This is a genomic window from uncultured Roseobacter sp. (genome assembly GCF_947491795.1).
Taxonomy (GTDB): domain Bacteria; phylum Pseudomonadota; class Alphaproteobacteria; order Rhodobacterales; family Rhodobacteraceae; genus Roseobacter.
On the sequence record NZ_CANLKW010000001.1, the window covers coordinates 783,308 to 795,930 of the forward strand.

9 protein-coding genes and 1 tRNA gene are annotated in these 12,623 nt (G+C 60.2%); 5 read left to right on the forward strand and 5 right to left on the reverse strand.

The window, feature by feature from the left end:
• Positions 1-778 precede the first annotated feature (778 nt).
• From Q1A34_RS03910 to pdxH, 5 genes are all read right to left on the reverse strand, one after another.
• On the reverse strand, positions 779-4,438 hold the full coding sequence (locus tag Q1A34_RS03910) for a vitamin B12-dependent ribonucleotide reductase (protein WP_300031004.1): 3,660 nt from the start codon (positions 4,436-4,438) through the stop codon (positions 779-781).
• 768 nt (positions 4,439-5,206) lie between these two features.
• A tRNA-Pro gene (locus tag Q1A34_RS03915) sits at positions 5,207-5,283 on the reverse strand.
• A 130-nt stretch (positions 5,284-5,413) separates the two neighbouring features.
• Positions 5,414-5,875, reverse strand: a complete 462-nt coding sequence (locus Q1A34_RS03920) for a DUF192 domain-containing protein (RefSeq protein WP_300031008.1) — start codon at positions 5,873-5,875, stop codon at positions 5,414-5,416.
• A complete protein-coding gene (locus tag Q1A34_RS03925) occupies positions 5,872-6,408 on the reverse strand; it encodes a cold shock domain-containing protein (protein WP_366942803.1) in 537 nt (178 codons plus the stop codon). Before Q1A34_RS03925 ends, Q1A34_RS03920 begins: the two co-directional genes overlap by 4 nt.
• 275 nt (positions 6,409-6,683) lie before the next feature.
• Positions 6,684-7,289, reverse strand: a complete 606-nt coding sequence (gene pdxH / locus Q1A34_RS03930) for a pyridoxamine 5'-phosphate oxidase (protein WP_300031011.1) — start codon at positions 7,287-7,289, stop codon at positions 6,684-6,686.
• A gap of 144 nt (positions 7,290-7,433) precedes the next feature.
• Here pdxH and fabI point away from each other — a divergent pair, with 144 nt between their 5' ends.
• From fabI to Q1A34_RS03955, 5 genes are all read left to right on the forward strand, one after another.
• The gene (gene fabI, locus Q1A34_RS03935; RefSeq protein WP_300032341.1) at positions 7,434-8,240 is read left to right on the forward strand and encodes an enoyl-ACP reductase FabI; all 807 of its coding nucleotides are present in this window, start codon (positions 7,434-7,436) and stop codon (positions 8,238-8,240) included.
• 4 nt (positions 8,241-8,244) lie between these two features.
• Positions 8,245-8,847, forward strand: coding sequence for a LysE family transporter (locus Q1A34_RS03940; RefSeq protein ID WP_300031013.1), 603 nt, complete (start codon positions 8,245-8,247; stop codon positions 8,845-8,847).
• A gap of 4 nt (positions 8,848-8,851) precedes the next feature.
• Positions 8,852-9,382 carry a xanthine phosphoribosyltransferase gene (gene gpt / locus Q1A34_RS03945; protein ID WP_300031016.1) on the forward strand — a complete coding sequence of 177 codons (531 nt, stop codon included), beginning with the start codon at positions 8,852-8,854 and terminating at the stop codon, positions 9,380-9,382.
• Positions 9,383-9,523: 141 nt separating this feature from the next.
• Positions 9,524-10,699 (forward strand): aminotransferase, encoded by a 1,176-nt coding sequence (locus tag Q1A34_RS03950; RefSeq protein WP_300031019.1) that lies wholly within the window; start codon positions 9,524-9,526, stop codon positions 10,697-10,699.
• 82 nt (positions 10,700-10,781) lie between these two features.
• Positions 10,782-12,620: a peptidylprolyl isomerase gene (locus Q1A34_RS03955; RefSeq protein WP_300031022.1), complete on the forward strand. Its 1,839-nt coding sequence runs from the start codon at positions 10,782-10,784 to the stop codon at positions 12,618-12,620.
• Positions 12,621-12,623 lie beyond the last annotated feature (3 nt).

Here is a 12,623-nt window from a genome sequence, read left to right on the forward strand (position 1 = left end):
AGAAAACCTGTGGATGCGGCCCACCCTGCCCGCGCAAAAGAAAAAACGGAGAGCCGAGGCCCCCCGTTGAGTTTCGCCGTTCAGGCTCAGTTTGTTAACCGCTCGGTATTTTTCTGCCTGCGGCCTGAACGTCGTCAGAGGCGAACGCATCCGCCCCGTGTCCCGTGAGAAACCTCTCGGTTTCTCGCGGCGCAGGATAAAGCGGGTTTTCATCCGAAAACCTGCGAAGTCCTGCCCCGCCGGGTAACTGGAAGGCCAAGGTCCCACCCTGCCCTTACCGGTATTCGTCGGGGGTTGATCCGTTGCCGGCTCAGGGCCCCCTACACGTCCCCCAGGGACGCGTTTTGCTTTAGCGTGCTCGCCCCGTGGCCGGGGCAAGCTGCTTTTCTTTTGGAAGAATTACTTCTTCCTGTTCGGTCGCTGCGTGAGCGCCGACGCGGCTGCCGTTTTGGCAGCCTTGGAAGATTTCGGATTTCTTAGCACTTTGGACGCAGCAGATGCGGCCTTAGCGCTAGTGACTTCCGAATTCTTGCGTCGAGCCATGTAAAGCCCTCCACTTATCCACCAACTATTGTGGGCAACTCAGGTATGTTCTCTGTATCGCCATGTATATTTGATGGAACGGCAGCGCGTTGTTGATCGCAGTTCCCGACCGTGTTTCTCCTTTCCTTGCGGCCGACTCAGGCCGATCTGCTTTGTCTCCCGACCACGCTGTTGAACCGGGGGACGAGCTGGGGGGTGGTGTTACAGCACCGCTCCCCACCAACCCTCAATTCTCTCAGCTACACCCGGACGTTCCGCCGCAGGTGTTGCACTTCATGCAGGTGCCGTTGCGGACCAGCGTGTAGTTGCCGCATTCACCGCAGGCCTCGCCCTCGTAACCCTGCATTTTTGCCTTGGTGCGGGCGTCCATGCTGACCGTGCTGCTGGCGACAGCCGTTGTGGTGGTCATGGTGGCCACGCCGCCTGTCGATCCTTCGAGCGGGGCGATCCCGTCAAAGGCCACTGTTTCCTCGGCAAAGCCCTGAGCACCGCCCTGGAGCACCACCAGTTCCTGTGGCAGGCGCTTGCGCAGGTAGCCTGTGGAGCTGATCTGCTTGAGCACTTCGAGTGATTTGGAGGCGGCACTTTCAGAAAGTTCGGAGACGTTGCTTACCCCCTCTTCCTCGCCGCGGCCCAGATCGTCAAAGCTGTGACCTTCAGGCGCGACATGCGCCAGATCGGTGCGGTCGAGGTAGGAGACAGCCAGCTCGCGGAACACATAGTCCAGAATGGAGGTCGCGTTCTTGATGGTCTCGTTGCCCTGCACCATGCCCGCAGGTTCGAATTTGGTGAAGGTAAAGGCGTCGACGAACTCCTCGAGCGGTACACCGTACTGCAGGCCCACCGACACGGCGATGGCAAAGTTGTTCATCATGGCCCGGAAACCCGCACCCTCTTTATGCATATCGATGAAGATTTCACCGAGGTTGCCGTCCTCATATTCACCGGTCCGCAGATAGACCTTGTGCCCGCCCACGATGGCCTTTTGCGTATAGCCCTTGCGGCGCTGAGGCATCTTTTCGCGGTGCGACTTGACGATCTCCTTGACGATGATCTTTTCGACGACCTTTTCGGCCAGCACGGCGGCTTTTTCGGTGATGGAGCCGCTTTCCAGCACCTCCTGGGCGTCTTCGTCGTCCTCGACCAGGGCTGCGGCGAGCGGCTGGCTGAGTTTGGAGCCGTCACGATAGAGCGCGTTGGCTTTGACCCCCAGCGACCAGGAAAGCTCATAGGCCTTCTGGCAGTCCTCGATCGTGGCATCGTTGGGCATGTTGATCGTCTTAGAGATCGCCCCCGAGATGAAGGACTGGGCCGCGGCCATCATGGTGATGTGGCTGTTCACGCTCAGGAAACGCTTGCCTTTCTTGCCGCAGGGGTTGGCGCAGTCAAAGATGGACAGGTGCTCGTCCCTGAGGAACGGCGCGCCTTCGAGGGTCATCGTGCCGCAGACGTGGTCATTGGCCAGCTCGATGTCCTTTTTGCTGAAGCCCAGGTGGCGCAGCAGGTCAAAGGACGGATCGTTCAGTTTTTCGGCCGGGATGCCCAGCACCTGGGTGCAGAATTCCTCGCCCAGTGTCCACTGGTTGAAGACGAACCGGATATCAAAGGCCGAGGCCAGTGCCGCATCCACTTTGGCCAGTTCGTTGGCGCCAAAGCCGTGCCCTGCCAGTGTGGTGTGGTTGATGCCCGGCGCATTGCCGATGGTGCCGTGACCGACGGCATAGGCCACGATCTCTTCGATCTGAGCGGAGCCGTAGCCCAGTTTTTCAAGCGCTGCCGGCACCGACTGGTTGATAATTTTGAAATATCCACCGCCGGCGAGCTTTTTGAACTTCACCAGGGCAAAGTCGGGCTCGATGCCGGTTGTGTCACAGTCCATCACCAGACCGATGGTGCCTGTGGGCGCAATCACAGAGACCTGTGCATTGCGGTAGCCGTGCGCCTCTCCCAGTTCCAGCGCCTGATCCCATGCGCCGCGCGCCACTTCGATCAGCTTTTCGTCGGGGCAGTTTTTGTAATCCAGCGGCACCGGCGAGACGGCCAGTTTCTCGTACCCGCCCACTTTGCCATATGCAGCGTTGCGGTGGTTGCGGATAACGCGCAGCATGTGGTCTGCGTTTTTGGCATGGCCCGGGAAAGCGCCCAGTTCACCGGCCATTTCAGCCGAGGTGGCATAGGAGACACCGGTCAGGATCGCGGTGAGCGCCCCGCAGAGGCTGCGGCCTTCGTCACTGTCATAAGAAAAGCCCATATTCATCAGCAGACCGCCGATGTTTGCATAGCCCAGACCCAGCGTGCGGAAGTCATACGACCGCTGCGCGATTTCCTTTGACGGGAACTGCGCCATCATCACGGAGATTTCCAGCGTGACCGTCCAAAGACGTGTGGCGTGCATGTAGTCTTCGACCTGGAACTCACCGTCCTTGAGGAAGGTCAGCAGGTTCATCGACGCCAGGTTACAGGCGGTATCATCGAGGAACATGTATTCCGAGCAGGGATTGGAGCCGCGGATCGCGCCGTCTTCGGGGCAGGTGTGCCAGTCGTTCACGGTGTCGTGGTACTGGATGCCCGGATCAGCACAGGCCCAGGCGGCGTGGCCGACCTGCTCCCACAGATCACGTGCCTTGACGGTCTTGGTGACCTTGCCATCGACGCGGTTGATCAGCTCCCAGTCGGCGTCTTTTTCGACGGCGGTGAGGAAGGCGTTGGTGACGCGGATGGAGTTGTTGGAGTTCTGGCCGGAGACGGAGTTATAGGCCTCGGAGTCCCAGTCGGTGTCATAGGTCGGGAATTCGATCGAGGTGTGACCCTGCTTGGCGTAATCCAGCACGCGTTTAACATATGTCTCGGGGATGGAGACTTTTTTCGCTTCGCGGATGGCTTGCTTCAGCGCGTCGTTTTTCGCCGGGTCATAGGCGTCTTCGACCGTGCCGTCCCATTCGCGGATCGCGGTGAAGAGCAGGTTGAGTTTCTGCTCGTGCATCTTGGAGCCCGCGACGATGCTCGCCACTTTCTGCTCTTCGATGACCTTCCAGTTGATGAAATCCTCGATATCGGGGTGATCCGCATCGACGATCACCATTTTCGCCGCACGGCGTGTTGTGCCACCCGATTTGATAGCGCCAGCGGCCCGGTCTCCGATTTTCAGGAAGCCCATGAGGCCCGAGGAGCGGCCACCGCCCGAGAGGCTTTCGCCTGCGGCGCGCAGCGAGGAGAAGTTGGTGCCGGTGCCGGAGCCGTATTTAAACAGGCGCGCTTCGCGGACCCAGAGATCCATGATGCCACCGTCGTTGACCAGATCGTCAGAGACCGACTGGATAAAGCAGGCGTGCGGCTGCGGATGCTCGTAGGAGGATTTGGATTTGGTCAGCTTGCCGGTTTTGTAGTCGACATAGTGGTGGCCCTGCGCGGGGCCGTCGATGCCGTAAGCCCAGTGCAGACCGGTGTTGAACCACTGCGGGCTGTTGGGTGCCGCGCGCTGGCTGGCCAGCATGTGGCGCATTTCGTCATAGTAAGACTGAGCGTCTTCCTCGGTCGTGAAATAGCCGCCTTTCCAGCCCCAGTAGGCCCAGGCACCGGCCAGACGATCAAACACCTGCTTGGAGGAGGTCTCGCCGCCCATGATCGCGCCCTCGGCGGGCACCGAGCGCCACAGGAATTCGGGAACGCCTTTTTCTTTCACCCTGCGGGTCGCTGAGGGCACGCCTGCCTTGCGGAAATACTTCTGGGCGATGACGTCGCTGGCCACCTGGCTCCAGGAGCCGGGCACTTCGACCTCGTCGAGGCGGAAAACAATGGTGCCGTCCGGGTTGCGGATCTCGGAGGCAGTGGTGATGAAGTCCAGGTCCGCATAGGCGTCCTGCCCGACTTTGGTGAATTTGCGTTCAATTTTCATTTGCGCTGCCTCATATTCAGCTTTTTCAACCTCGGATCCGCCACGTCTTTTGCGCGCCGGACCCAGCCCGTGCCGTTGGTTCAGAGACAATTTTATCCTGTCAGCGTCCGCGCCTCAGCACGCCGCTGCACCAGATCAGACCGCGAATTCTGTGTGTCTGTATGCCCCTGTCCCGCCGATCCGCCCCTGAGCGTTAAACCACTACATGTTGTGGCGTCATCGTCGGCCTGCACAACCTGACGTATTCTGCCCTGGTGGGTCAACGGAATTTTTGTACTTTTTTGTAAACTTACCGGCTTGACGGAACGCCTGATTTGAGCAGCGCTCACGACAGCGTGATTCAGACCACAACCGGGCGTAGTGAACACGCGCCGCAATGTGGATAAGCCCCGTTTCCAAGCGCTGAAAAATATCGTTCTGCGCGGCCCGCTTAGGCGCAAAATCTCACGCGTTACCTGAATTTGTCCACAACAGGTGCTGTGTTTTTGAGCCAAACGTTATCAAAAGGTAAACCTTTGCGCCGAGCGATTAAGGATACTCACCCAATGTTACATTTTTATGTCACAGCGCCGGGACGGGTGCCACGCACCTCACTATATATGGGGAGAGAACCGGTTTGTGACCCATGCCCGCCACCAGATGTAGATATGGTGCAGACGGGGATTCCCGGCGCCATATCCAGGATCAGCCGCGCGTGAGTCGCCCCAGGATGAGACACAAACAGAGGTCTGCCCATGGCAGATCCCGAAAACAGCAGATTTGAGGAAATGGTCGGAGCGAGAGGATTCGAACCTCCGACCCCCTGTACCCAAAACAGGTGCGCTACCAGGCTGCGCCACGCTCCGACAGCGTCCACATAGACCGGCTGATATGATTTGAAAAGCCCTATCGCACAGTTGAGGCTATTTGAATGTCGCCAACTCGGCTCTGAGGTCCTGCGCGGACCCGCACCCGGACCCTTTCAGCAGCGCGCGTTCAGCAGGGCCATGCCGTCCCGGTCCCCTGAAAAGACGGATGCCGGACCTGGCTGCCAACGCTGATGCCGAGGCTTTCGGCCATGCCGCCGTTGATTTCCAGCACATGGGTCAGGCCCTTGCCGCCCGAAATCGGCGTCTCGTCCAGCGGTATGGCCCGGTGATGGATGTGCCGGACCACGCCCTGCGGGTCAATAAACAGCATATCGAGCGGAATAAGCGTATTGCGCATCCAGAATGACAATCCCTGCGGGCGCTCGTAGACAAAGAGCATCCCGGCGGACACGGGCATGCTGTCGCGGTGCATCAGGCCCTGCGCGCGTTCCGCGTCGTCATCTGCAATTTCTACCGAAAAACGGGCTGTGCCCCAGTCGCCGCGCAGGAAAACCGTATCATTCCTGCACACCTCTGCCGCCGCGGGCTGCCCCAGCAGTAGTACCAGTGCAGCCAGCCGGAGACTCATTCGTCGTCGCGGTCCACAGCAGCTTCCCAAGCGAAAACCTCTGCCGCCATATGGCCACGACGGCCCTCGATGACACGCAGCGCCAGGGCCTCGCCGGGCGCCAGATCAGACAGGCCGGAACGGCGCAGCACTTCCATGTGCAAAAAGATATCCTCGCGCCGCCCAAAGATATTCGCAAAGCCAAACCCCTTGCCCTTGTCGAACCATTTGACCCGGGCGGGTTCCAGCGGCGCATCGGCCACAACGTCCGGATCAAGGGCTGCAATATCCGACAGACCGGCACTGTCGCTGGCTCCGGGCGGATGCAGGGCAATCACCTGCGTGGCCTGAACGCCGCGGTCGGTCCGCTGAATTTCCAGCTCGACCCGCGCGCCGTCCGCAACCGAGCTTTGTCCGAAATTCCGCAGCACGTTGACGTGCAGCAGAATGTCCGGTCCGCCCTCGTCCGCGACGACAAATCCGAACCCCTTTACCGGGTCGAACCATTTGACCATCCCCGTGACGGGTGTAGCTATTTCTGCGGCTTCGTTCACGCACTTCTTCCCGGACTATTGGGACAGTATACCACACTCTTGCGCAAAAAGGCTTTCACCGTTCAACCAAAATGCACGATATCCCCACTAAAAACGCTGGTATTCCCTATTTTTCATTCTCGCAAGCATCACCGAATTGTCAAAGCACAATTTTTTCGCGCTATGCGGGAGGCGCTTTGGCCAAGCCTTTGTATTCAAGGATCGCGAATAGACGTGCACAGTCAATGTGCATTTTCACACAGACTTAACAAAGCCCGGTAAGTGAGGCAATTGCTTCAAGGATTCAACCTCTGGACCGACCATCCGGCGGATGGGTCTGCACGCCGCCAGACAAACCGGTCATGCAGGCGAAATTCACCGTCGGCCCAGAACTCTACTTCCAGTGGAACAATCCGGTACCCGCCCCAGAACGGCGGGCGTTCGGGGTTGGTGCCGTGTTTTGCTGTGACCTTAGCCACTTCGGCCATCAGGGCTCCGCGGCTGCTCAGCGGTTGTGACTGCCTGGAGGCCCATGCACCGAGGCGGCTTTTGAGCGAGCGGGAGGCATAGTATTCGTCTGCTTCCGGGCCATCCTCGCGGCTCACAAGGCCCCGCACCCGGATCTGCCGGCGCAGTGTTTTCCAGTGCATCACAAAGGCGGCCTTGCCTGCGGCGTCGATCTCGCCGGCTTTGGCGCTGCCGTAGTTGGTATAAAACACAAAGGCATCGTCGCTGATCGCTTTGAGCAGGACCATCCGCGCATTGGGCAGCCCGTCTGTACCGACAGTGCTCAGCGCAATGGCATTCGGATCGTTGGGCTCTGTCTGCGTCGCCTCTTCCAGCCATTGCCGCGCCAGCGCAAACGGATCCTCACCGGCAAATTTTCCTGTCCGTTTTTCCATCCCGGCGGCTCCCTCTGTGCTCCTGTGGCCAACAGGTGGCGGTTCCCGGCACAAGGGTCAACCCTGCTGCGACATCTTGATGGCTCCGGGCCAATCGCCTAAAGGTCGTGCGTGGACTGAATGGAAAGAATGAAGGGTGCTCTCATGGCAAACGATCTGATGGCCGGCAAGCGTGGACTGATCATGGGCCTCGCGAACGACAAGTCGATCGCCTGGGGAATTGCAAAAACCTGTGCAGAAGCCGGTGCCGAGCTGGCCTTCTCCTACCAGGGTGAGGCGCTCAAAAAGCGGGTTGATCCGCTGGCTGGCCAGCTGGGCAGTGATATCGTGCTGCCCTGTGATGTCAGTGACGAAGCGTCGGTTGACGCGCTCTTTGCAGCTCTCAAGGAAAAATGGGGCACAATTGATTTCGTCGTTCATGCCATTGGTTTTTCCGACAAAAGCGAGCTGCGCGGACGGTATGTTGATACCAGCCGGGCGAACTTTGCCATGTCGATGGATATCTCTGTTTATTCCTTTACAGCCGTTGTGCAGCGCGCGGAAAAGATGATGAACCCCGGCGGCTCCTGCCTGACGCTGACGTATTATGGCGCGGAAAAGGTCATGCCGCATTACAATGTCATGGGTGTCGCCAAGGCCGCCCTTGAGGCATCGGTTCAGTATCTGGCCGAAGATCTGGGCAAGGATGGCATCCGCGTGAACGCCATATCCGCAGGCCCGATCAAGACGCTGGCCGCCTCCGGCATCGGCGATTTCCGCTATATTATGAAATGGAATGAATACAACTCGCCGCTGCGCCGCAACGTGACCACGGACGATGTGGGCAAGGCGGCCCTCTTCCTGCTCAGCGATCTGGGGTCCGGTACAACGGGCGAGAACCTGCATGTGGACGCAGGCTATCATGTGGTTGGCATGAAGGCGGTGGATGCACCCGACATGAGCAAGGACTGACCGGGTGAGCCCGGAGAGCCTGATTGCCTTTAACCTCGTGCTGGTGGCTGCCATCGCCAGCCCCGGGGCCGCATTGCTCTGTTTCATCAGAACCACCGTGAGTGCGGGGCGCGCTGCGGGCATTGCCACGGGGGCTGGTCTGGGTCTGGCCGCATCCATGTGGACCCTTGCGGCACTGCTGGGACTGGAGAGCGTCTTTCGTGTCTTTCCCTGGACCTATACGACACTGAAAACGGCGGGTGCGCTTTATCTGCTGTGGATCGCAGTCCAGACCTGGCGTCATGCCCGCCGACCGGTCGCTGAGCGTGCCGCCCCGCGCGGTCGTGCGTTTATCTCGGGCCTGCTGGTAAACGCGGGCAATCCGAAATCCATGCTCTTTGCTGCCGCCGTGATCCTTGTGGTTTTCCCGCAAGGTCTCGCGGCACAGGATATTGCACTGATCGTTGCGAACCATCTGGTGCTTGAGATCGCATTCTACACAGTCTGTGCCCTGCTGCTGTCAAGCGGCCCGGCCCGGCGCGGCTATCTGAGCGCCAAACCCATCCTGGACAGGATCGCCGCCACACTGCTGGGCGCGCTTGGTCTGCGTCTGCTGCTTGAAAGGTAACCCCATGACGACCAAAGACCCCGGGCGCCTGCCCCACGAAAAAGGCTTTCACATCAGCTGGGATCAGATCCACCGTGACAGCCGTGCACTGGCCTGGCGCCTTGACGGGCAAGGCCCGGATGAGGGCGCATGGCGCGCTGTCGTTGCCATCACGCGGGGCGGCATGGCACCGGCAATGATCGTCGCGCGCGAGCTCGATATCCGCGTGGTGGATACGGTTTCTGTGATGTCCTACCATTCGGGCGGCGGCAAAGCGGATCAGCGGCGCGAGGCAAAGATCCTCAAAGCGCCGGATGCAGACATGATGGGGGACGGTACCGGTATTCTGATCGTCGATGACCTGGTGGACAGCGGCAAAACGCTGGAACTGGTCAGGGCAAAGTACCCCAAAGCACATTTTGCCACCGTCTATGCCAAGCCGCTTGGGGAGCCTCAGGTGGATACCTTTATCACCGGCGTCAGCCAGGACACCTGGATTTTCTTCCCCTGGGATATGGCACTTCAGTATGTGGAACCATACCGCGGCATGGACTGAACCCGCCCTTAACAGATTTCCTGCCTCCGGCGGGGATATTTTTCGCCAGAAGAAGAAACCGGACGCACAGCTTCTTCTGGCCTGAAATATCCCCGCCGGAGGCTCCTGCCCTGTCCGCCCGCGTACCGGAGGATCAAGAACATGGCCCTGACCAGAACCCAGAGCACCTTTGCGCCACCGGTGATGGAGGCGCGCCGCTGGCTGGACGGCGTGGCGTTTATGCAAAGCAGGCCGCTGATCAATGTCAGCCAGGCCGCACCCGTCGAGCCGCCCGTAGAGGGCATGCGGCAGGCGATGGCGGATGCCGCACTCCGTCATGACGACGCGCATCTGTATGGGCCGGTGCTGGGCATGCCGGCGTTGCGGCGCGCACTGGCAGATCGTACGGCGCAGATATACGGCGGTCAGGTCGGCCCGGGGCAGGTTGCGATTACATCCGGGTGCAACCAGGCATTTGCGGCTGTGATCTCGACACTCTGTGCAGAGGGCGACGAGGTTATTCTGCCGACGCCCTGGTACTTTAACCACAAGATGTGGCTGGATATGACCGGCGTTCGCAGCGTAGCACTTCCGACCGGCGCCACGCTGCTGCCGGACCCGGAAGAGGCCGCGCGTCTGATCACGCCGCGCACCCGGGCGATTGCCCTTGTCTCGCCCAATAACCCGGCCGGTGTTGAGTATCCCGAAGCGCTGTTGCAGGCGTTTTTTGATCTGGCGCGGGAGCACGGTATCGCGCTCATCCTCGATGAAACCTACCGCGATTTTCACAGCGTCAGCGGCGCGCCACACCGGTTGTTCCAGGATCCGGACTGGGACGCGACACTGATCCATCTTTATTCTTTTTCCAAGGCGTACCGCCTGACCGGACATCGTGTCGGCGCGGTGATCACAGGCCCGGAACGCCTGGCAGAGATCGAGAAGTTTCTCGACACCGTGGCCATCTGCCCCGGGCAGATTGGTCAGTATGCAGCGCTTTGGGGAATGCAGAACCTGCAGGACTGGCTGGCCGGAGAGCGCCAGGAGATTCTGCGCCGGCGGGCCGCCATTGAGGCGGGTTTTCCCGTTCTGGCCGCGCGCGGCTGGCAATTGCTGGGGGCCGGTGCCTATTTCGCCTATATGGCTCATCCCTTTGCGCAAAGCTCCGGCGATCTGGCACCTGCAATGGTGCGCGACCAGGGTATTCTGTGCCTGCCGGGGACGATGTTCTGTCCGCAGGAAGATCCCACCGGCGCCCGCCATCTGCGCATCGCCTTTGCCAACCTGGATGCAGCAGGCATCGGTACGCTGTATGAGCGGCTGGCTGCAATGCAGGGCTGAGCCCGCAGAGCCCTTGCCCCTGCCCCCGCCTGCGCATAGACAGTGCGGCAGTAATAAATGTCTGTGTACATGAGGACGCTCAATGGCTGCTGGAAAAAGCATATCGAAAACGGCAATGTGGATCCTGATGGGTCTGCTTTTTCTGGGCCTTGCCGGCTTTGGTGCCACCAACCTGTCGGGTAATATCCGCAGCATTGGCACCGTCGGTGACAAGACCCTGCCGGTGGAGAGCTATTACCGCAGCCTTCAGCAGGAAATCCAGGCATTTCAACAACAAAGCGGACAGGTCCTGCCCTTTGCACGTGCCCAGGAGATTGGCATCGACCGGGCTGTTCTGCAGCGTCTGGTTGCGAACCGCGCGCTGGATCACGAAGCCACAGAGATGGGCATTTCGATCGGCGACGCAAATCTGCGCGACCGCATTCTGAGCATCGGGGCTTTCCGTGGTCTGGATGGCGGGTTTGACCGCGAAGCCTACCGGTTTGCACTGCAGCAGAACGGCGTCACCGAATCCCAGTTTGAGGAACAGCTGCGCGAGGAGGTGTCCCGGACACTTTTGCAGGGTGCTGTGCTGAGCGGGATCGATATGCCGGCAACCTATGTGGACACGCTGATGACTTATGTCGCCGCGCGCGCCAGTTTCGCCTGGACATCACTGGATGCGGACGATCTGGAAACACCGCTGGAGACGCCGTCAGACGCTGTTCTGCGCGCGCACTACGACGAAAACATCGCAGATTTTACCCTGCCTGAGACGCGTCAGATCACCTATGCCGTACTGACCCCGGATATGCTGATTGATGAGGTCGAAATCGAAGAGGCTGTCCTGCGCGAACAGTATGAGGCGCGTGCGGCCGAGTTTAACCAGCCCGAACGGCGGCTGGTGGAACGTCTTGCCTATCTGGACGAGGCCGCGGCCAGCGCTGCGCTGGCTTCTCTGGGAGAGGACACCGGGTTTGGCGATCTGGTAGAGGAGCGCGGTCTGACCCTGCAGGATGTGGATCTGGGAGACGTCTCGCTGGCCGAACTGGGAGAGGCGGGCGAGGCCGTTTTTGCAGCCTCTGTCGGCGACGTGGTTGGCCCTCTGCCGAGCCCGCTGGGTGCTGCCCTTTTCCGCGTCAACGGCGTGTTGCCTGCGCAGGAAACCTCTTTTGAGGACGCACAGGAAATTCTGCGCCCTGCTCTGGTCAATGACCGTGCGCAGCGTCTGGTCGATGCCCAGGCGCAGAACCTGGATGATATGCTGGCCGGCGGCGCGACACTCGAAGAGCTGGACAGCGATACCGATATGGTGCTGGGCAGCATCGACTGGTCGGCGTCTACAGATGAGGACGTCGCCGCCTATGAGGCATTCCGCCGTGAAGCGGCCCGTGTCACCGCCGAAGACTTCCCCGCCATCGAGCGGCTGGATGATGGTGGTCTCTTTGCCCTGCGTCTGGACAATGTGCTTCCGCCGCGCCCGGAACCGTTTGACGAGGCACGCGATGCAGTCCTGGCACACTGGCAGGCAGCAGAAACCGCAAACCGGCTGGCCGAACAGGTCGCCGGCATCGTGCCGCAACTGGAAACCGGCACAAGCTTTGCCGATCTGGGCTATGACGTGGTGGTCGAGGAAAACCTGGTACGCAGCGATTTTGTCGGTGGCACGCCTGCTGATTTCATGGATACGGTCTTTGAAATGGACACCGGCGAGGTCCGTGTGATCGAGGCCCCGGGCAGCGTTATTGTTGTGCGGATGATCGGCACCGCCCCGCCCGAGGAGAGCGAGGACAATACCCGTCTGCGTGAACAGCTCGAACAGCAGGCAGGCGGCGCTCTCGCTCAGGATCTTTTCGACATCTTCAACGCCGATGTGACCCGCCGTGCCGAACCCCAGATCAACCCGCAGGCCCTGCAGGCCGTGCACGTGAATTTCCCCTGATCC

Bases quoted from the DNA above. Each gene is read 5' to 3' on its own strand.
- Q1A34_RS03910 (WP_300031004.1), bottom strand. From the start codon at position 4,438: ATGAAAATTGAACGCAAATTCACCAAAGTCGGGCAGGACGCCTATGCG.
- Q1A34_RS03920 (WP_300031008.1), bottom strand. From the start codon at position 5,875: ATGAGTCTCCGGCTGGCTGCACTGGTACTACTGCTGGGGCAGCCCGCG.
- pdxH (WP_300031011.1), bottom strand. From the start codon at position 7,289: ATGGAAAAACGGACAGGAAAATTTGCCGGTGAGGATCCGTTTGCGCTG.
- fabI (WP_300032341.1), top strand. From the start codon at position 7,434: ATGGCAAACGATCTGATGGCCGGCAAGCGTGGACTGATCATGGGCCTC.
- gpt (WP_300031016.1), top strand. From the start codon at position 8,852: ATGACGACCAAAGACCCCGGGCGCCTGCCCCACGAAAAAGGCTTTCAC.
- Q1A34_RS03950 (WP_300031019.1), top strand. From the start codon at position 9,524: ATGGCCCTGACCAGAACCCAGAGCACCTTTGCGCCACCGGTGATGGAG.
- Q1A34_RS03955 (WP_300031022.1), top strand. From the start codon at position 10,782: ATGGCTGCTGGAAAAAGCATATCGAAAACGGCAATGTGGATCCTGATG.